Origin of the sequence: Pseudomonas sp. CFII64, from assembly GCF_000416235.1 — a bacterium.
GTDB lineage: Bacteria > Pseudomonadota > Gammaproteobacteria > Pseudomonadales > Pseudomonadaceae > Aquipseudomonas.
Genome location: NZ_ATLO01000044.1, coordinates 64,881 through 85,296 on the forward strand (window position 1 = coordinate 64,881; position 20,416 = coordinate 85,296).

The 20,416-nt window shown below is 56.6% G+C and carries 13 protein-coding genes; 5 read left to right on the forward strand and 8 right to left on the reverse strand.

The window, feature by feature from the left end:
- Window positions 1-22 precede the first annotated feature (22 nt).
- Window positions 23-2,275 carry a hypothetical protein gene (locus tag CFII64_RS20870; protein WP_256208140.1) on the reverse strand — a complete coding sequence of 751 codons (2,253 nt, stop codon included), beginning with the start codon at window positions 2,273-2,275 and terminating at the stop codon, window positions 23-25.
- 381 nt (window positions 2,276-2,656) lie between these two features.
- Here CFII64_RS20870 and CFII64_RS29855 point away from each other — a divergent pair, with 381 nt between their 5' ends.
- Together CFII64_RS29855 and CFII64_RS20875 are read left to right on the forward strand one after the other, a co-directional pair.
- Window positions 2,657-2,914 carry a hypothetical protein gene (locus CFII64_RS29855; RefSeq protein WP_156883240.1) on the forward strand — a complete coding sequence of 86 codons (258 nt, stop codon included), beginning with the start codon at window positions 2,657-2,659 and terminating at the stop codon, window positions 2,912-2,914.
- Window positions 2,915-3,063: 149 nt separating this feature from the next.
- Window positions 3,064-4,872 (forward strand): autotransporter outer membrane beta-barrel domain-containing protein, encoded by a 1,809-nt coding sequence (locus CFII64_RS20875; RefSeq protein ID WP_084488294.1) that lies wholly within the window; start codon window positions 3,064-3,066, stop codon window positions 4,870-4,872.
- 239 nt (window positions 4,873-5,111) lie between these two features.
- Here the strand turns inward: CFII64_RS20875 and CFII64_RS20880 are convergent, their stop codons facing one another.
- The 5 genes from CFII64_RS20880 to CFII64_RS20900 all read right to left on the reverse strand — a co-directional run bounded on the left by CFII64_RS20880 (window position 5,112) and on the right by CFII64_RS20900 (window position 11,754).
- Window positions 5,112-5,630, reverse strand: a complete 519-nt coding sequence (locus CFII64_RS20880) for a hypothetical protein (protein WP_052026652.1) — start codon at window positions 5,628-5,630, stop codon at window positions 5,112-5,114.
- A gap of 436 nt (window positions 5,631-6,066) precedes the next feature.
- Window positions 6,067-7,428 (reverse strand): hypothetical protein, encoded by a 1,362-nt coding sequence (locus CFII64_RS30075; protein ID WP_020292831.1) that lies wholly within the window; start codon window positions 7,426-7,428, stop codon window positions 6,067-6,069.
- Window positions 7,429-7,738: 310 nt separating this feature from the next.
- Window positions 7,739-9,304 carry a PAS domain-containing methyl-accepting chemotaxis protein gene (locus tag CFII64_RS20890; protein WP_020292832.1) on the reverse strand — a complete coding sequence of 522 codons (1,566 nt, stop codon included), beginning with the start codon at window positions 9,302-9,304 and terminating at the stop codon, window positions 7,739-7,741.
- Window positions 9,305-9,405: 101 nt separating this feature from the next.
- Complete coding sequence (locus CFII64_RS20895) at window positions 9,406-10,197, reverse strand: CPBP family intramembrane glutamic endopeptidase (RefSeq protein WP_020292833.1); 792 nt, start codon at window positions 10,195-10,197, stop codon at window positions 9,406-9,408.
- 219 nt (window positions 10,198-10,416) lie between these two features.
- Complete coding sequence (locus CFII64_RS20900) at window positions 10,417-11,754, reverse strand: MFS transporter (RefSeq protein ID WP_020292834.1); 1,338 nt, start codon at window positions 11,752-11,754, stop codon at window positions 10,417-10,419.
- A 575-nt stretch (window positions 11,755-12,329) separates the two neighbouring features.
- Between CFII64_RS20900 and quiC the strand changes: the two genes are divergently transcribed.
- A complete protein-coding gene (gene quiC / locus CFII64_RS20905; protein ID WP_020292836.1) occupies window positions 12,330-14,237 on the forward strand; it encodes a 3-dehydroshikimate dehydratase QuiC in 1,908 nt (635 codons plus the stop codon).
- A gap of 88 nt (window positions 14,238-14,325) precedes the next feature.
- Window positions 14,326-14,997, forward strand: a complete 672-nt coding sequence (locus CFII64_RS20910) for a TetR/AcrR family transcriptional regulator (RefSeq protein ID WP_020292837.1) — start codon at window positions 14,326-14,328, stop codon at window positions 14,995-14,997.
- 3 nt (window positions 14,998-15,000) lie between these two features.
- Here the strand turns inward: CFII64_RS20910 and CFII64_RS20915 are convergent, their stop codons facing one another.
- The gene (locus CFII64_RS20915; RefSeq protein WP_020292838.1) at window positions 15,001-15,861 is read right to left on the reverse strand and encodes a shikimate dehydrogenase; all 861 of its coding nucleotides are present in this window, start codon (window positions 15,859-15,861) and stop codon (window positions 15,001-15,003) included.
- Window positions 15,862-16,027: 166 nt separating this feature from the next.
- Window positions 16,028-18,772: an aconitate hydratase AcnA gene (gene acnA, locus CFII64_RS20920; protein WP_020292839.1), complete on the reverse strand. Its 2,745-nt coding sequence runs from the start codon at window positions 18,770-18,772 to the stop codon at window positions 16,028-16,030.
- A gap of 269 nt (window positions 18,773-19,041) precedes the next feature.
- On the opposite strand from acnA, the gene rlmM reads away from it, so the two are divergent.
- Window positions 19,042-20,109: a 23S rRNA (cytidine(2498)-2'-O)-methyltransferase RlmM gene (rlmM, locus tag CFII64_RS20925; RefSeq protein WP_020292840.1), complete on the forward strand. Its 1,068-nt coding sequence runs from the start codon at window positions 19,042-19,044 to the stop codon at window positions 20,107-20,109.
- The last annotated feature ends 307 nt before the right edge of the window (window positions 20,110-20,416 follow it).

The following is a 20,416-nucleotide window of genomic DNA, read 5'->3' on the forward strand; positions in this document are numbered from 1 at the left end:
GTGGCCCGCCTCTTCAGGCTAATTAGTGACAGGTACCGCCAAAGCGCAAATCAACATACACATGGGTGCGATGTGAAAGTTCTGGTTGGCCTTGAATTGAGTAATATGCCTCCGCATGTCCGTAACAATGTTTCAGCAGTAGCTCGCGCGGAACGGTCAGATGCAGTCCGTGTTCGAGCTCCTCGGGAATTAGCTCACGGGAAGGGTAAGTCCAAACGAATTTTTGATTACCTCCGTTTAACTTGTCATAAGCTTCATAGGTGAAAACGATTTTTTGCCCTGAGGCCATGCCTTCGAAAGGACTAATCAGGACCGGAGCACCGCATAGCGATAGTTCCAGATTGATCGCGCCGTTTTCATTAACTGCAGTGAACACAGGGCCGTGATTCAACTTTTTTTCAAGTGATCTGGCAGGCAGAGCGCCCAAGTCATTTTCATAATTGCAAATATTGCCGCGACGCATGTCGACCAGCGCGCTAGCGCGTTTAGAGTTGCCTTGGCCCACATCACTGATGACATGAAAAAACGATTCGGTGTGGCCGTAACAGTGGGCTTTCAATCGTTCTAGCGGGACAAAAAATCCGTAGCCATTGGCAGCTTCATCATTGGTGATCGGCGGTGAGGTATGTGTCCATGTGAATTTCAGATCACCACCGACGAGATTGTCGTAAGCTTCATAGGTGAATACGATTGTCTGTCCTGCTTCAATGTTCTTATAGGGCTTGATGAAAACGGGTGCACCGTTGGGTGACAATTCCTCATTGATTGCCCCGTTTTCATTAAGCGCCGTGTACTCGGGCGCGTCGGGTCCATCAGCTCCACCAGGCAATTCATCTTTGGATTGAACGATAATGCTTTGCTCCAAAGATGTGGAAGTGTTCGGGTTTCCTGAGCTTCTCACTGTGTAATAGACCCGGATATCGCTGCCTGCGCCGACAGGCTTGAAATTGCTGTTCAAAGCCGTTAGCAGCAACGATCGACCCGCAACCACGTCAGTGTTAGTGATGACGTAGGGCGCCTGAAGAACTTCCTGACCTCCCCAGTAAACACGAATTGTCTGCCCCGATTTGAAGCCGTTGTTCCAGTTGATGATAATCGTCGCATTGAGCTCGAAGTCTTCGATGTCGATGAAGTTGTCTTCATTGCTCGGGGTGCTGCTGCTGCCCCGGACAGTAGGTTTTTCGAGATCACCAGGTACGGGCAACTCCGCAGTGACCTCCACTTCAAGGGGTAGGGAGAAGCCTACGATTTGATCGCTCCGCACCACGTCATACTTGAGTTGAAGCAAACCATCACCGGCCAGTTCAATGGTCTCGTAAGCCACATCAAAAATCAGGACGAAGGGTTCTCCAATATCTTCAGGCGCGATGGGGTACGGGCCAATAGCCTGGGATCCCCAGTGGAGTACAATCTGATCCCCTTCTTCAAGGGCATCTGAAGTCGGAATTTTGACTTCCACACCCGCTTTAGCGTCGTTGTAATCGATAACGCCATCAAAGTTGTCAATGACCGGCGGGGGTAGATCGGGTGTAATTTCCGTCAGGAACAACGGGATAGTCAGCTTTCGCGATTCTTCAGAAAGATTGCCGGCACGATCGGTCACCTGATAGAAAGTGGCCCCTGCTGAGTTTCCCAATGAAGTCAGGAATGCCTTGTCAAACAACACATTGATCGGCTGGCTGCCATCCTCGTCGCCTTGTAATTCAATTTCAGGTCCGGCGACGTCACCCCAATAGGTCTTGATCACATCGCCCCGGCTCAGCCCCGTATAACCAAAAATGCTTCCGGTCAAAACATCGTCCATGGCGCTGAGTTCTGCGGCAGTCAAACCATCCTTGGCCTCATCGGGGAAATCCATATACCCCAGTTGATGCGCGCCGGGCGCAGTGCGGTCAATGAGGATTGGTGTTGTCGGCGACCGACTGGCGCCACCGCCCGGATTAGCGATGACAGCATAAGCAAGCGTGTACGCACCATCCTCCAGGAGTTCGGTGTCTACCGGAATTTCCATGGTGAGAATTGTCCCTTCCGGAGGAAGAGGGTCAAGTGCCAGTGCCTCACCAATATATTTGTCATCCAAGACCAAGCGACAACTGTCGCTCTTAATAGCCTCAGGCCATACAGGGAAATTGACTTTGATGTTAGTGGTAAGGTCGACTGTTTTAATCAGGCCGTCATTAGCGTCAGCTACAGGGATATCTGGTTTGACCAAGGTCGGATTACTTTGCCGTGGGCTCCGGGCAAGTGAACGGGAACGGCGTTTCGAGTGACTCATGATAAATCTCCATTTTTTATTTAAAAGTCGAGTGTTCTGGCAAACGCTTATGGAGGCATCTCCGATAAACACTTGCGTCAGTAGCTCGGTAACGTGGGTGAACAGGCTTTGCAGAACCTATCTCTAAAATCAACTAATCGGAATTCTCCGGCGTCGTCAAGGGGGTGTGTGCATAAATATCTACTACCCGAAATTATTTGCTAGATAATTACGATTGTTAATCGTATAGATAGCGCTCTGTAAAGGGTTGTGCGACGGCTCTGTCTGTAGGACGTGTTTGGTTGGTCTTTAGGAAATGTCCTACGGCTTGGTATTTGTCCTAGGAGAACGTAAGATATTTCTTTAGTTTAAAATTGCCGCTCATTTTATAGGAGAGTGGTGGTGAGGATTTCTATTGGATTAAATTGTGTAAACAAAATAGGCTTGGGTTTAATTGTGGGATCGCTATCTGCTGAGGCGTGGGCAGGGCAAACGATAAATAAAGTCATCGATAATGAAACAGTTAATCTGGATTCAACGACGGTTGCTGAAAAATATTATACATTGATCAATGGCGGTAATTTGAATGCTGATGGTGCGGCCGTTTATGATATTCAGAGTAACGGTTCAAATGTATCGCTGAAAACAATACTCGGGTAGATGGAACGGTAATAGTTCAAAATGGTGGAACGCTTAATATAGATAGCTCAATTATTAGTTATCCGTCTGTTGCCACCTTTCGCTCGGCTGTGTTGGTGGGGCGAGACGTGCGAGGAAAAATTACCAACGGTACTGTAAGTGGAGTAAATATGGGGATTAGCGTGATTACAGGGGGATACCTGGATCTCGTCAATAGCACAGTGGAGTCTCTGCAGGCAACCTCCGTCGAGAAAGGATGGGGGGTAGGTGTCTTTGGTGCGACACTGAATGTTGTCAGCAAAAGTCGTGTTCTAGGTCTGGAGAATGGAGCCTATTTAAATCATCCGGATGGTTATTCTGAGTTATTCCATACCGGTTGGTTAACCATTGATGATTCTATTGTGCAGTCTCAAAATGGAGCAGCCATCAAAGTCGATACCATAGATGGCTTTTCTGTTCCCTATACCGCCAACATCAGTATTCAAAATAATACAACGCTTATAGCGGGTAACGGCAATCTACTGGAAGTAGAAGACAAAAGCACCGCCAACTTCACAGTCAACGACAGTCGCCTCAACGGCAACCTAACCGCCGATGACACTAGCACCCTAAACGTCACCCTGGAAAACTACGCGCAGTTAACCGGCAATATCATCAACAGCAATTCGTTGGCGATCAATTCCGCAGCGAGTTGGCAGATGGTGGATGACAGCAACGTCAAATCCTTGTCCATGAATGGCGGGCGGGTGAGTTTTGGCGAGGGGGCTTTCAAGACTTTGACCTTGGGCGAGTTGTCCGGCAGTGGCACGTTCGATATGCGCATTAATCTGGATAACCATTCCGGGGATTTGCTCAAGGTGGGCGGTCAGGCTAACGGTAATCACACGTTGAAGGTGCAGAACACCGGGTTGGAGTTGGTTACGCCGGAAGTTGAGCCACTAATGGTGGTGGATACCGAAGGCGGGGATGCGCAGTTTGGTCTGCTGGGTGGCAAGGCGGATCTCGGGGTGTATTCCTACGAGCTGGAGCAGCGCGGCGATGACTGGTTCATTGTCGGTTCCGGCAAGACCATCAGCCCGTCGACGCAAAGTGTGCTGGCGCTGTTCAACGCGGCGCCGAACATCTGGAACAGCGAGCTGAGCACCTTGCGCAGCCGCATGGGCGAGGTGCGCGGCAAGCCGCTGGGCGGCGCATGGATGCGCAGCTATGGCAGCCGTTTCAATGCCTCGACCGGCGACGGCGTGAACTACCAGCAGAAGCAAAGTGGCTTGACCCTGGGCGTTGATGCGCCGCTGCAAGTGGGCATCGGTGAGTTGTCGTTGGGCGTCATGGCCGGTTACAGCAAGAATGACCTGGACCTGAGTCGCGGCACCACGGGCAATGTCGACAGCTACTATGTCGGCGGTTACGGCACCTGGCTGCTGGACGATGGCTACTACCTGGACGGCGTGCTCAAGCTCAACCGCTTTCGCAACGAGTCGAAAGTGGCCATGAGCGATGGCACCAAAGCCAAGGGCGACTATGAAAGCAGCGCGGTCGGTGGCTCGCTGGAGTTCGGCAGGCACATCAACTTTGCCGATGGCTATTTCCTCGAACCTTACGCGCAGCTGTCCAGCGTCTGGGTGCAAGGCGACAGCTACACCCTGGATAACGGCATGCAGGCCAACAACGAGCGCACGCAATCGACGTTGGGCAAACTCGGGACCTCGGCCGGACGCAGCATCGCCCTCAAGGATGGCGGCGTGCTCACACCTTATGTGCGGGTGGCCATGGCGCAGGAGTTTTCGGGCAGCAATGACGTCAAGGTCAACGACAAGCGTTTCGGCAATGATTTGTCCGGCTCGCGTGCCGAGTTGGGGGCGGGTGTTTCCGTATCGCTGTCGGAGCGGCTGCAACTGCATGCGGACTTTGATTACATGAAGGGCAAAAACGTCGAACAGCCATGGGGGGCCAATGTCGGGTTGAAGTTGGCGTTCTAGGTAAGCGCGCTGCAACAGGCGCTGAAAAACGATGCCGCCGTGTCCATGACACGGCGGCATCGTTTGGTTTCATAAGTCCGTTGGAGCGAGGCTTGCCCGCGAAGGGGTCGTAGGAGCGACTTTAGTCACGAAGGCGTCAATTGCCTTCCCGACTAAGGCCGGTCCCACAGCAAGCCTCGCCAACGGGCAGTATTTCTTCCTCCAGAACCCCGGTGCATTGCGCACCGGGGTTATCTTTTTCAGAAGCGGTTTTTATCAGGTTTTTTTGCGTACCTGCGGATCATATTGCGCTTGCGTTGCCGTTGCCTGGGAGTCACCGGTGAGTTGCGGTTGACCGTGACCACCAGCGCCGGCGAGGTGCCGATCAAATGCTGGTCCCGATAAACCTCGACGTACAAATCCACCAACCCATATTGCACGCATCCAATAAAGTGGTAGCTGACGCACAGTACGCGCACCACGCTGTTTGAGTTCACGTGCTTGAGCAGTATCGGGGTCGAGGAACTGTTGACGCCCCAATAGAACACCAGTTCATCGCCGAACAGCATCTTCGCTGATCCCGGGATATGAACACAGACTCCCGTATGCACTTGCTCATAACTGATCGCGTCGGGGTTTACATGAGGCAAAAAAGGCGCTTTCAGACTGTCCGAGATATCTCCTAAAGCCGGGCTGGTTTGCGGTATATCGACAACGGGGCTGGATGGCTCCTGTGGCTTGTCCTTGTCAGTACTGTTGTATGGAGGCGTTTCTTCCATTTGGTTATTTTCCTTATTTTGTGTTGGCTAGTTTGATGTTGGAACTCATCAGTGCCGCTCATGGCGGTTTTTTTTTGCGCATTACATTGCTTCAGTGTCTGTTCGTCAAGTGAGAAAATTTCTCTGGGGATTGACGTTGCCGATTTTTTGATTGTTTCCTTTGACGGCATAAAGCGGTGATTTTTAAATGATGGTTTTTAGGTATAGGGCAATAAATACAGGGGGTAAATCTGGGGTCTTGAAATTGGTTGTAGGAGCTGACGAGATGTAAATGTAGGGCAAGTACTACAATTGTTGCCGGAGAAGAAGTAATGGTCAGGGTCAAATTTTCAGTTTTTGCAGTCCTAGGAAATTTCCTTCAGTGGATTAATATTAGTCCCGCACGCAAACGCGTGCAGGACTAATAAGATTTGATACGTATGGGTGGCAAGTTCGATCAAGATTGGAGTGTTAAATCAACTGCCTCCGCGAGGATAGAGCGATTACCGGCTCGATCCGTGATCTGGTAGGTGATTTTTACGACGTCACTTTCGAGACTTTGCAGAAATTCACTGCGGAAGGTTATTTCCATGGGCGTGGTCAGGTGCTCGGTCTTGATCAGACAACAAGGACCGTCCTTACCGTTGCAAATAGTCTGGACAAGATCCCCGGCCTGCATGCCAGCGTAACCCGGCAGCCGACCGATCAACCGGTCGCCGAAGTTGACCTGAGGAAATGCCAGGGCTGCGAGCATTGCAGCGCCGGGGGCAGTCCGGTCGATGCGAATGGTGGTGATGGCAGAATCGTTGGGGGTCCCACCGATGACGCTGGTAGCCCGGTAGCCAATATCGTAGCTGCCATCCTCCTTGAGCTGGGTGGCCAGGGGGATAGTGAGCGAAAACTCGGTGGCCTCGTCGGGAACCGTTACCGGCTCGCCCACCAACACTCCGTTGATCATCAGTTGATTGGTGTCGATGCCCAGGTGTGCGCCGAGCCATACGGGGAAATAGATAATGATGTCGCTGTTCAAGGCGTCGACGGGGATCAGGCCATCAGCCTGTGCTACCGGAATGCTGGGGGCGTCCAGTGCTTTGGTCTGTATGATACTTCTGGTGTTTGCACTGGAATTCCGACTCAGGAAAAGTGTGGAGTCGTGGGTCGGTAAATTCAATTCAACATGTCGCGCCAGAATCGATTGATTACCCGCTCGATCAGTGACGTGATATGTGATTTTGACCTTTTCAGTCTGAAGGCTTTCGAGGAATTCGCGTGTGAAGGTGATTTCAACGGGTAGTGCCGTCAGGTTTTCGGCGACGACAAGCTGGGTAGGGCCAGGAATGTCATTGCATATGCTCTGGATAACGTCACCCGTTTGCATGCCCGCATAACCGGGAATCAAGCCAGTTACGCTGTCGCTGCAACTTGCGTTGTCGAATACCATAGCCGCGAGCATTGCTGCGCCGGGTGCAGTGCGGTCCACGATAAGTGGAATTACTGGTGAGTCGTCATGCAGGAGACTCTGGTGATTGGTGGAGCGAAAACCAAGTGTGTAAGCCCTTTCGTCCGTCAGATACCCGTTATCCATCTCCAGCGAAAATACATCACCAGGCCTGTCGTTTTCGGAAAAGGTTCTGATGGCACCAATCAAGTTGCCGTCCAGCATGAGTTGCACAAAATAGCCGGGCCGGGCACCGTCCCATTGCGTGATATCTACTCGTAGTGGTTCATCAAGGTCTGTAACTTTAATCAAGCCATCCAAAGGATCTGCTACAGATACGAAAGGTGCAGCGTAGTCGAAGCGTGTATTAGTATTGTTCATTTTATTCTCCAGGCGCACAGCTAAACATTAGCTGAATAGTCCGTACGCATAATTAGATTTAAAGGCCAAGCACTCCACCCTCAGGCGGTAACCAATCACTTAACCTGAAATCCAACTAATCTCACTTGTAGTCCTCCGTCAACACCCCCGCTGCAACAAGCCGAGCTAATTAATTACTTTCAGAACAAGCCTACAAACCACTTCCAAAACCGTGTAGTCCAAACTCATTGGTCGATGTGAAACTCAAAAAAACCCAACAAAAAACCCCAACGAACCAGGTTCATTGGGGTTCTTTTACTGTGTGCTGAAACTACCGATTAAAGCGCTCCACCAACGAATACTGCGAATGGGCAGTGTTGGTCAGTTCGCCGCTCAGGGTTGCCGAGCGTTGGGCTTCTTCGGAGGTTTGGTCGGCCAGGTGGGCGATGGTGGCGATGTTGCGGCTGATTTCTTCGGCCACCGAGCTTTGTTCTTCGGTCGCGGCTGCGATCTGGGTGGTCATGTCGGTGATGTTGGCCACGGCTTCGCTGATGCCGATGAGCGCCTGGTCGGCTTCGAGGACTTTGGCAACGCCTTCTTCGGCCTGGCGATGGCCGGAGTTCATGGTTTGCACGGCGGCGTTGGCGGTCTGTTGCAGCTTGGCGATGAGGCCGTGGATCTGGCCGGTGGACTCGGTGGTGCGTTGCGCCAGTTGGCGCACTTCGTCGGCGACGACCGCAAAGCCACGGCCCATTTCCCCGGCGCGGGCGGCTTCGATGGCGGCGTTGAGGGCCAGCAGGTTGGTCTGGTCGGCAATACCCTTGATGACATCGACCACGCCACCAATTTCGTCGCTGTCTTTAGCCAGTTGGGTCACGGTCAGGCCGGTTTCGCCCACGGAAGTGGACAGGCGCTGAATGGCTTCGCGGGTTTCCCCGGCGATATCCCGGCCGCGACGCGTCAGCTCGTTGGCTTGCTGGGTGGCGTCAGCGGTACGTTGGACGTGGCTGGCGACTTCTTGGGTGGTGGCGGCCATCTGGTTGATGGCGGTGGCCACTTGTTCGGTTTCGATCCGCTGACGTTCCAGGCCAGTGGAGCTGGCGTGGGCCAGCGTATTGGACTGACGCGCCTGGCCGTTGAGTTGTTCGGCGGTGTCCTGCAAGCGGGTCAGGCAGGTTTTCATCCGCGCTTCCTGGCTGAGGATTGACATCTCCAGACGTGCCTGCGGGCCACGGCTGTCGGTGTACATTTGCGCGATCAGCGGGTCGGATGTGGTTTGTTCCGCCAGGCGTAACAGGCGCTTGATGCCGCGCTGTTGCCAGGTCAGACCCAACAGGCCCAGCGGCACCGACAGCCCGGCTGCCAAGGCGAAACCCCAGTGGGAATTCAACCAGACGCCGATCAGGAAACTCAGTTGGCTGACCATGATGAAGGGCAGCCAGTCCTGCAGCACCGGCAGCCACTTGTCCCGACGTGGGATCGCCGACTTGCCATTGTTCAGCCGTCCATACAGCGCTTCGGCACGTTGAACCTGCTCGGCGGTGGGTTTGACCCGAACCGATTCGAAGCCGACCACCTGCTGGTTCTCGAACATGGGCGTGACGTAGGCATTGACCCAATAATGGTCGCCGTTTTTGCTGCGATTCTTGACGATGCCCATCCACGGTTGACCGCTTTTCAGTGTCGTCCACATATGTTCGAAAACGGCGGCAGGCACGTCGGGATGGCGAACGGTATTGTGTGGCGCCTTGAGCAGTTCTTCCCGGGAGAAGCCACTGATCTCAACGAAAGCGTCATTGCAATAGGTGATGACACCTCGGGCGTCAGTGGTTGAGATCAACCGCTGATTGGCCGGAAACGTCCGTTCGCGTTGAGTGATGGGCTGGTTATTACGCATGAGCTTCGATCCGCTAGGCTTTGGGATGCTATCGGCACTGATACCAATACATTGAGCGCGTTGTCAAAATGACCAATTGGCCACTACTGCAACCAAGCGGTCTACCGATCAAACATGGGGTAAGTGAAAAAGCTGAAATGCACGAGATTGACGCCGAAGTGGGTAATGACCGCTGCCGGCAACCCACCGAAGCGAAAGGCAAGGCCATAACCAATGCCCGCCAGGCCAGCGAGCACGACCCATTGCCAACCGCTGCCGAAATGCGCCAGACCGAACAGCAGCGCTGCGCAGCCGAGCGCCAGTGTGCGCCCATAACGCAGCGGCTTGAACAACCGTTGCAGGCCGCCCTGAATATAAGCGCGAAACAGCAGTTCTTCGGTCAGGGTCACCAATAACAGATTGTTCGCCAGCCACAGCGAGCTTTTCGCCGGCCAGGTCGGGTCCCAACCGATAAGCCCCAAGGCCATTGCGGTGCTCAAACAGACGAACGCGGTGCCCGGCAGCGTCAATGCTGTGATCTTTACGACTTGCCCGATGGCCACGTTGCGCAGCGCCCAGGGGCAGGCCAGCAGGATCCAGAATCCGATCAGCGGTTTGTCCAGATTCAGGTACATGGAAAACGGTGCGGACTGCGGCGTCAGGCGTTGCGCGGCTATAACTCGTTCACTGAAGAAACCCGGCAGCCAGTGGCTGGCCAGTGCCAACGCCAGCGCAATAAACAGGCAATGGCCGAAGCCGATTACTGCGCGCTGTTTGAATTGCGTGACGCAAATTCCGGCCATGATCAACAGCGCAAAGGTGACCACGACCGGCAGGCTGAAATGACCATAGGCAATGGCGAGGCCGTAACCCAGAGTCAGTAGCGTCAGGCTGATCCAGCGCGTGGCAAACATGTGGCGTTCCTTGAGTCCATTCAATTGAGGCTTGAGCGCAGCTGCCCGCACTCGAAGGAAGGGCAGATGCCGGCGCCAAGCTTCACTGATCGGCAAGGAAAATTTCCAGCAGTTTGTCAGTTTTTTCTGAGAGAAATGTTTGTCGGATATTTCTCTGTGGCGTTTTTTTTGCCAAAAAAAGGCCGCTTGCAACAAGCGGCCTTGATTGAGAGCAGCGGTTTATTCCTTGATCGTTGGCACCTGGCGCGGCGCCATGAAATACATCCAGGTCAGGGCGATGAAGTACATGGCCGGGATCATGGTGAAGAGCACGTTGTAATTGTTGTTGGTCGCGGTCAGGACGGCACCGACGATCTGGGTCATGAACATGCCGCCAATCGCCGCGCACATGCCGCCGAAGCCGAACACCGTGCTGATCAGGTGCTTGGGCGTGTAGTCCATCACCAGGCTCCAGATATTCGCGGTCCAGGCTTGATGCGCGCCCACTGCCAGAGCGATGGCCAGTACCGCGACCCAGAGACCGCTGGCGTTGGCCGCGAAAATCACGCTGATGATGGTGATCGCAAACACCAGCATCGACAGCAAGCGCGCGGTAATCGGGCGCATGCCACGGCCGATCAGCCAGGACGAAAGTATCCCGCCGCCAATGCTGCCGAAGTCCGCCGTCAGCCAGATCAGGATCAACGGAATACCCATTTGCGTGACGCTGATCCCCAGGTTGTATTGCTGATTGAGGAACGGCGGCAGCCAGTACAGGTAAAACCAGAACACCGGGGCGGTCAGCGAATACGCCAGGGCGAAAGCCCAGGTGCCGCGCATCTTCAGGATGTGGGTGAACGGCACCTTGACCGGCTCGGGCTCCACAGCCTTATGGATATAGTCCAGTTCAGCCTGGCTGACAGTTGGATGTTCGTCGGGATTGAAGTACTTCAAGCGCCAGACCACCACCCAGCTCAAACCGAGCAGTCCCATGCACAGAAACGCGGCCTGCCAGCCCCAAACGGTGAGGATGATGGGCAGCAGGGCTGGGGTCACCATGGCGCCGACGTTGGTGCCGGCGTTGAAGATGCCGGTCGCAATGGCGCGTTCACCAGCGGGGAACCACAGCCGCGTGGTTTTCACGCAGGCCGGATAGTTGGCGGCTTCGGTCAGGCCGAGAATGAAGCGGCAGACCATGAAACCCGCAGCCGACGTCGCCAGACCATGTGCGCCAGTGGCCACGCTCCAGAGTAATACCGCGAGGAAGAACGCGCGTTTGACGCCGACCTTGTCGATAAAGCGGCCTTGCAACAGGAAGCCTGCGGCGTAGCCGACCTGGAACCAGAAGTTGATGTTGGCGTAGTCCATCGCCGTCCAGCCCATTTCCTTGGCAAGGACGGGCTGCATGACACCCAGCGCGGCGCGGTCGATGTAGTTCAGCGTCGTGGCGAAGAACACCAGGGCGAGCATGCCCCAGCGGGTTTTGCCCACGGCCATGGCCCCACGGATTTTCTCGCCGATGCCGGCGTGGGGATGCGCGGTTTTGGCCGCTGATGTCGAGGAATGTGTAGAAAGCATGGTCTGGCCATCCGTTCAAGGATCGCGGCATGGGCCACGATCGAACTGAAAAGGCGACTCGAATCAGGGCCGTTAACGGGCCGTGGGCGATCTCGCAGGCGTCAATCCTGCAAGGGCCATTCTTCGAGGGCGCTGGATTTTAATCAGGCGAAGCGCGATGCGATACCCGTCGGGCGGGTAATAAACGAGCTTTCAACTGATGAGGTCGACGAGGCCGATGATCGGGGCGGGTGGCCGCAAGGGCAAACAGGGCTGTTGTGTTGAGCGTTCATGGCGATTGACCGTCTTATTGAATTTGTTATGGGCTGCGTGAGACAGGCATTTCGAGGCAGCGGACAGCGCTGCTTACATCAGCGATTACGACGTCAGAATTAACCTTGTCCGACAATGTGGAGCTGATCTTGGGCATCCAGACCGACACCGTCAATTGGCTGAAAAGGGTTTTGGGCGATTATCGAACGCAAAACTAACCAGTTGGTACATTTAATTTGCGGTAGCGGTTGGCGAGGCGAATAATTCGTTCAGAAGCATCAACACGCGATCCGCAGAGGTCGCAACCTCAAAGGAGTGCAAGCATGCAACGTTCGATTGCCACCGTTTCCTTGAGCGGGACCCTGCCGGAAAAACTTGAAGCCATCGCTGCCGCCGGTTTCGACGGGGTGGAGATTTTCGAGAACGATCTGTTGTATTACGACGGCAGCCCGCGCCATGTTCGGCAGCTGTGCGCCGATCTGGGCATTGCCATCACCTTGTTCCAGCCGTTTCGCGACTTCGAAGGCTGTCGCCGGGAACGCCTGCAACGCAATCTCGACCGCGCCGAGCGCAAATTCGACTTGATGCAGGAGTTGGGCACTGATCTGGTGCTGGTGTGCAGCAATGCGGCGGCGGATTCCCTTGGCGATGAAAATATTCTGCGTGATGACCTGAGCCTGCTGGCCGAACGGGCCGGCGCCCGACAATTGCGCGTGGGGTACGAAGCGCTGGCCTGGGGCCGCCATGTGAACACCTGGCAACAGGTGTGGAATCTGGTGCGTCAGGTGGATCATCCGGCGCTCGGCGTTCTGCTCGACAGCTTTCACACTTTGTCGCTCAAGGGCGATCCGAGTGGCATCGCGCAAATCCCCGGCGACAAGATTTTTTTCGTGCAGATGGCCGATGCGCCGGTGCTGGCCATGGATGTGCTGGAGTGGAGCCGGCATTTTCGCTGCTTCCCCGGCCAGGGCGAATTCGACCTGCCGGGCTTTCTCGCGCCGATCCTGCAAAGTGGTTACACGGGGCCGCTGTCTCTGGAGATTTTCAACGACGGCTTCCGCGCCGCGCCGCCTCGGGCCAACGCGGCCGACGGCCTGCGCTCGTTGCTGTACCTGGAGGAGAAGACCCGCTTGTTGCTCGAAAAGCAGCAAAAGCCAGCGCCTCAGGACCTGCTGTTCAGCCCGCCGCCCGCCAGTGCCTACAACGGGGTCGAGTTTCTGGAGTTCGCCGTGGACGACGCCCAGGGCGCGAAACTGTCCGGCTGGCTGGAGAACCTCGGGTTCGCCAAACTGGGCCAGCATCGCTCCAAAGCCGTCAGCCTGTTGGGGCAGGGCGATATCAGGATTGTGCTCAATGCTGAACCTTATTCGTTCGCCCACAGTTTCTTCGAAGCCCACGGCCCTTCGTTGTGCGCCACCGCATTGCGGGTCGACGATGGCGCTTCGGCGCTGGAGCGTGCCAGGGTCTACAAAGGTCAGCCGTATCGCGGTCTGGTTGGGCCCAACGAGCGGGAAATCCCCGCCGTGCGCGCACCGGATGGCAGCCTGATCTATCTTGTCGAGCCGGCTCAACCGGGCCAGGCGATCTACGACAGCGATTTCATCATCAACCCTGACGCGGAGCAGGGCGGCGGTTTGCAGCGCATCGATCACATGGCCATTGCCCTGCCGGCTGACAGCCTGGACAGCTGGGTGCTGTTCTATAAAACCGTGCTGGATTTCGAGGCCGACGACGAAGTGGTGCTGCCCGACCCTTATGGGCTGGTGAAAAGCCGGGCGCTGCGCAGCCGTTGCAGCACCGTGCGCTTGCCGCTGAACATTTCCGAAAACCGCAACACGGCGATTTCCCACGCGCTGTCCAGTTATCGTGGTTCGGGCGTGCATCACATCGCCTTTGAATGCGAAGACATCTTCGCCCAGGTCAGCCGCGCGAAAGAGGCGGGCGTGCAATTGCTGGATATCCCGCTCAACTATTACGACGACCTGGCAGCGCGTTTTGATTTCGACGACGAATTTCTCAGCGAACTGGCGTATTACAACGTGCTGTACGACCGCGATGCCCAAGGTGGTGAGTTGTTTCACGTGTACACCGAATCGTTCGACGATCGATTCTTCTTCGAAATCCTGCAACGCAAGAACGGTTATGCCGGTTACGGCGCCGCAAACGTAGCGGTGCGTCTGGCAGCGATGGCCAAGGCGCGCAGCGGCGCGGCACGCCAAGCGCGACTTTGATTCAGTGGCTGCGTCAGAGACGGGATCTTTGGCGCAGTCGCCTGCATAATGCACGCGGCCAATCGTTTATCCGAACCGTGAATCAATAATGAAAACTACCGAAGACAGTCTCGCCGAGGCGCCTTTGCCGGTACCCGTCAAGGGCCGCAAGAACAATCCGGAAAAGACCCGTGACAACATCCTGCAAGCCGCCATTGTCGAGTTTGTCGCGCAAGGACTGTCCGGCGCGCGCGTCGATGCCATCGCCGAGCGCACGCATACCTCGAAACGGATGATCTATTACTACTTCAACAGCAAAGAGCAGCTTTACGCTGAAGTGCTGGAGAAGCTCTACGGCGATATTCGCCGCACCGAAACCGGGCTTAATCTGGATGCGCTGGAGCCCATGCAGGCCATTCAGCGCCTGGTGGAATTCACCTTTGACCACCACGACCGCAACGTCGATTTCGTGCGCATCGTTTGCATCGAAAATATCCATAACGGCGAAAACGTCAAACAGTCGCCGACGATCCGCGCCTTGAGCCAGAACATCGTCGAGACTCTCGACAAGCTCTTGCGCCGGGGTGAAAGCGAAGGCCTCTTTCGCCAGGGCGTCGATGCTATCGATCTGCACCTGATGATCAGTTCGTTCTGCTTCTACCGGATCTCGAACCGCCACACCTTCTCGGAAATCTTCCAGATCGATCTGGTGGACGAACAGGTCAGGCAGCGCCACAAGGACATGATCTGCGATTCAGTGACGCGCTACCTGCGACCTTGAACCTCAGTCGTTCATGCGCTGAAAGTGCGCCTGCATACGCTCGGCATCGGCGGGTTGGCCGCTGAACAGTTCGAACGCTTTGACCGCCTGAAAAACTGCCATGGTGCCGCCATCCAGCGTCTGGCAGCCCAGCGCTCGTGCATGGCGCAGCAGTTCGGTTTCCAGCGGGAAATAGATGATTTCCGCCACCCACAGCGCGGCATGCAGCAGTTCCGGCGGCAGCGGCGTGCCGGGCAACTTGGTCATGCCCACCGGAGTGGTGTTGACCAGCCCGTCAGCGCTGGCCATCGCGCCGGGTAAATCCCGCCCGACCTGCGCCCGTGCCGTGCCGAAGTGGGCGTTGAGGTTGTCCACCAGGCTTTGTGCCCGCGCCGGATCGACTTCGAAAATGCTCAACTGCTCGACGCCTTCGGCCAGCAACGCATGAGCCACGGCCGCGCCAGCGCCGCCAGCACCCAGTTGCACCACACGCTTGCGCGGCACGTTGGGCAAGCCTCGACGAAAGCCTTCGGCAAAACCCAGGCAATCAGTGTTGTGGCCGATGCGCTTGCCGTCCTTGAACACCACGGTATTGACCGCGCCAATGCCGAGGGCCTCGCTGGACAATTCGTCCAACAGAGGAATCACCGCCTGTTTGCACGGGAACGTGATGTTCAACCCGGTAAAGCTCATGCGCTGGGCCGCCAGCAGCAAGTCCGGCAGGGCGCTGCTGTCGAGTTTGAGCGCATCAATGTCGATCAGACGGTAGAGATAGCGCATGCCCTGGGCATCGCCTTCGTGCTCGTGCAAGGCCGGCGTGCGCGAAGCCTGAATGCCCGCGCCGATCAGCCCGGCGAGGATCGAAGGGGTTCTGGATGAGGTCATGGCGATGGGCTCTCGATTCTTGTTATGAGTGCGTTCGAGCAGAGTGAACGCTGTTTTCACAAAATGTACCAGATGGTTAATTTTGTGAAAGAGCCTACATCAAAGCCGGGCGATAATCCGTTCGGTTATCGCCCTTGTTGTTGAACGTGGGGGTGAGGCTGTTTGCCTACGCGGCAATCAACTGCCGCAGCACGTAGTGCAGAATCCCCCCAGCCTTGAAGTACTCGACTTCATTCAAGGTATCGATCCGACACAGCACATCGAGGTTTTCCTGGCTGCCGTCTTCACGGGTGATCTGCAGGGTCAAGTCCATGCCGGGGTGCAGGTTGGCGTGGGTCAGGCCGCTGATGTTCAGGGTTTCCTTGCCATTGAGGTTGAGGGTCTTGCGGCTCTGGCCATTTTTAAATTGCAGTGGCAATACGCCCATGCCCACCAGATTAGAGCGGTGGATGCGCTCGAAACTCTCGGCAATCACCGCTTTGACGCCCAGCAGGTTGGTGCCCTTGGCTGCCCAGTCGCGACTCGATCCGGTGCCGTATTCCTGACCGGCGATCACCACCAGCGGCGTGCCTTCGGCCTGATAGCGCATGGCCGCGTCATAGATGGACAACTTCTCGTCCGTGGGAACGTGCAGGGTGTAACCGCCTTCTTCGCCGCCGAGCATCTCGTTGCGGATGCGGATGTTGGCGAAGGTGCCGCGCATCATCACCTGATGATTGCCGCGTCGCGAGCCATAGGAGTTGAAGTCGCGTGGCTCGACACCTTTCTGGCGCAGATAACGTCCAGCCGGGCTGTCGGCCTTTATATTGCCGGCAGGGGAGATGTGGTCGGTTGTGACTGAATCACCAAGCATGGCCAGCACTCGCGCGTCCTTGACGTCTTCGATCACCGGCAGCGGCCCGCCGATATCATCGAAGAATGGCGGGTGCTGGATATAGGTGGAATCCTCCTGCCAGACATAAGTCGCGGCCTGCGGTACTTCGATTGCCTGCCACTGTTCATCACCCGCGAACACTTCGGCGTACTCCTTGTGAAACATTCCGGTGTTGACCTGCTCGACCGCCGTGGCAATTTCCTTTTGCGTCGGCCAGATGTCCCGCAAGTAGACCGGTTGGCCATCGCTACCTTCGCCCAGCGGCTCGCTGCTGATGTCGATACGCACGCTGCCAGCCAAGGCGTAGGCGACCACCAGCGGCGGGGAAGCCAGCCAGTTGGTCTTGACCAGCGGATGCACCCGGCCTTCAAAGTTGCGATTGCCGGACAGCACCGACGCCACGGTCAGGTCCGATTGCTGAATGGCTTTTTCGATCGGTTCCGGCAGCGGGCCGGAGTTGCCGATGCAGGTGGTGCAGCCATAGCCGACCAGATCAAAGCCCAGCGCGTCCAGATACTGAGTCAGCCCGGCCGCCTTGTAATAGTCAGTTACCACTTTGGAACCTGGCGCCAGAGAGGTTTTCACCCAGGGTTTGGTTGTCAGGCCTTTTTCCACGGCTTTTTTTGCCACCAAGCCAGCAGCCATCATCACGCTCGGATTCGAGGTATTGGTGCACGAGGTGATCGCGGCGATCACCACCGCGCCGTTTTTCAGGCGATATTTATGGCCTTCGTACTCATAGTCGGCTTCACCGCTGACCTGATCGGCATTGCCCACGGCGACACCGCCGCCGCCTTCGCTTTCCAGGCGGCCTTCTTCTTTATGAGTGGGTTTGAATTGCAGGCCGAGAAAATCGGTGAACGCCTGGGCAACACCCGGCAAGGCCACCCGATCCTGCGGACGTTTTGGCCCGGCGAGGCTGGCTTCGACGCTGCTCATGTCCAGTTCCAGGCTGTCAGTGAACAACAGCTCCTGACCCGGCAGCCGCCACAGGCCCTGCGCCTTGCAATAGGCTTCCACCAATTGCACGGTTTCATCTGGACGTCCGGACAGGCGCAGGTATTCCAACGTGATGTCGTCTACCGGGAAGAAACCACAGGTCGCGCCATATTCCGGGGCCATGTTGGCAATGGTGGCTCGGTCCGCCAACGGCAAGTCGGCCAGGCCGTCGCCATAAAACTCGACGAATTTGCCCACCACGCCTTTCTTGCGCAGCATTTGCGTGACCGTGAGCACCAGATCGGTGGCGGTAATGCCTTCCTTGAGCCTGCCGGTGAGTTTGAAACCGATCACTTCCGGAATCAGCATCGACACCGGCTGGCCGAGCATTGCCGCCTCGGCTTCGATCCCGCCCACGCCCCAGCCCAATACGCCGAGGCCGTTGATCATGGTGGTGTGGGAATCGGTGCCAACCAGTGTGTCCGGGAACGCGTACGTGCGGCCGTCTTCATCTTTGGTCCAGACGGTGCGGCCCAGGTATTCCAGATTGACCTGGTGACAGATGCCGGTACCAGGCGGCACCACGCTGAAGTTGTCAAAAGCGCTCTGGCCCCAACGCAGGAAGGCGTAACGTTCGCCGTTGCGCTGCATTTCGATGTCGACGTTCTGCCCGAACGCGCTGGCGTCGCCGAACTTGTCGACCATTACCGAGTGGTCGATCACCAGGTCCACGGGCGACAACGGATTTATGCGCTGCGGATCGCCGCCGGCCTTGGCAACGGCGGCGCGCATGGCGGCCAGATCCACCACTGCCGGGACGCCGGTGAAGTCCTGCATCAATACCCGCGCCGGGCGATACTGGATTTCCCGGTCGGAACGCCGTTCGCCAAGCCACGCGGCGAGGCCCGTGAGGTCAGTTCCGGTGACAGTCTTGCCGTCTTCCCAGCGCAGCAGGTTTTCCAGCAACACTTTGAGGGACATGGGAAGCTTGTCCAGATTGCCCAGGGTTTTGGCGGCTTCGGGCAGGCTGAAGTAGTGATAGGTCTTGTTGGCAACTTCGAGGGTCTTGAGACTTTTCAGGCTATCGAGGGAGGGCATGAAATTACTCCTTACGCGTCCGCACGGTAACGGACTTGACGATTGGTATCTGCTGCAGGCTTGCGTCTGCCGGGTTGAGCCGGTTGTGGCGCCGCCTGCAATCATTGACTGGTGTAGTACTGGACCTGTAGCCCGCGCCAGTGGTTCCTGATTCGGCTATCATGCGCCGCTTTCGCGTCCATGAGACTAACCCTCATGTATAGCTGGTCCAGGCTCCTTGCCGGGACGACGCAGCGGTCAAGTGTCTGATCGTTGCCCAGGAGATACCCATGAACACCCTTTTTATGCACTGCCGACCCGGTTTCGAGGGGGAAGTCTGCTCGGAAATCGCTGAGCACGCGGCGCGCCTGAATGTGTCCGGTTATGCCAAGGCCAAGCCCAACGCGGCTTGCGCCGAGTTCATCTGCACCGAAGACGATGGCGCCGAACGTCTGATGAACGGTCAACGTTTCGCGCAGTTGATCTTCCCTCGGCAGTGGGCGCGCGGGGTGTTTCTCGACCTGCCGGAAACTGACCGCATCAGCGTGATCCTGTCGCACATGGCAGATTTTGCGACTTGTGGCAGCCTGTGGCTGGAAGTGGTCGACACCAATGATGGCAAGGAGCTTTCCAATTTTTGCCGCAAATTCGAAGCACCGCTGCGCAAGGCCCTGACCGAGGCCGGCAAACTGGTGGATGACCCGCGCAAACCGCGCCTGCTGCTGACCTTTAAAAGCGGCCGTGAAGTCTTTTTAGGCTTGGCGGAGTCGAACAACTCGGCGATGTGGCCGATGGGCATTCCACGCTTGAAGTTCCCGCGTGAAGCGCCGAGCCGTTCGACCTTGAAGCTTGAGGAGGCATGGCACCACTTCATTCCCCGCGATCAGTGGGATGAGCGGCTGTCCGGCGACATGACCGGCGTCGATCTTGGCGCAGCGCCAGGCGGCTGGACTTATCAACTGGTACGTCGTGGCATGCTGGTCACCGCCATCGATAACGGCCCGATGGCGGAAAGCCTGATGGATACCGGGCTGGTGCAGCATTTGATGGCGGACGGTTTTACCTTCAAACCGCGTCATCCGGTGGACTGGATGGTGTGCGACATCGTCGAGAAACCTGCGCGCAATGCCGCGTTGCTGGAAACCTGGATCGGCGAAGGGCTGTGCCGTGAAGCAGTGGTCAACCTCAAACTGCCCATGAAACAGCGCTATGCCGAAGTGCGGCGTTTGTTGCAGCGCATTGAAGACGGGTTCGAAGCGCGGGGCATTCGCGTCGAGATCGGCTGTAAACAGCTGTACCACGACCGCGAAGAAGTCACCTGCCACCTGCGTCGGCTGGATGGCAAGCGCAAGGGCTGAAGATCTTCCCGGACGAGGTGGAGCGCCACCCCGGCCGGTCCTACCGAATCAACACAACTCGGTAGGAGGGGACTTGTCCCCGAAGACGCCGGTGCAAGCGCTGAAGATCTTCCTGGGCTGTCACGACGCTTTCCCGGACAAGTCCGGTCCTACAGGATACCTGCGAGGCTTCAATGCCCATGACTCCTGCCCATATGGGAATGCTCTGACTCCGGCGTCGCCACGCCGCCGCTGACCCGTAGGACCGGCTTTAGCCGGGAGGCTGTTGTTTCTGATCTAGGAAATGCAGCGGGTGTTCTGGCCCTCT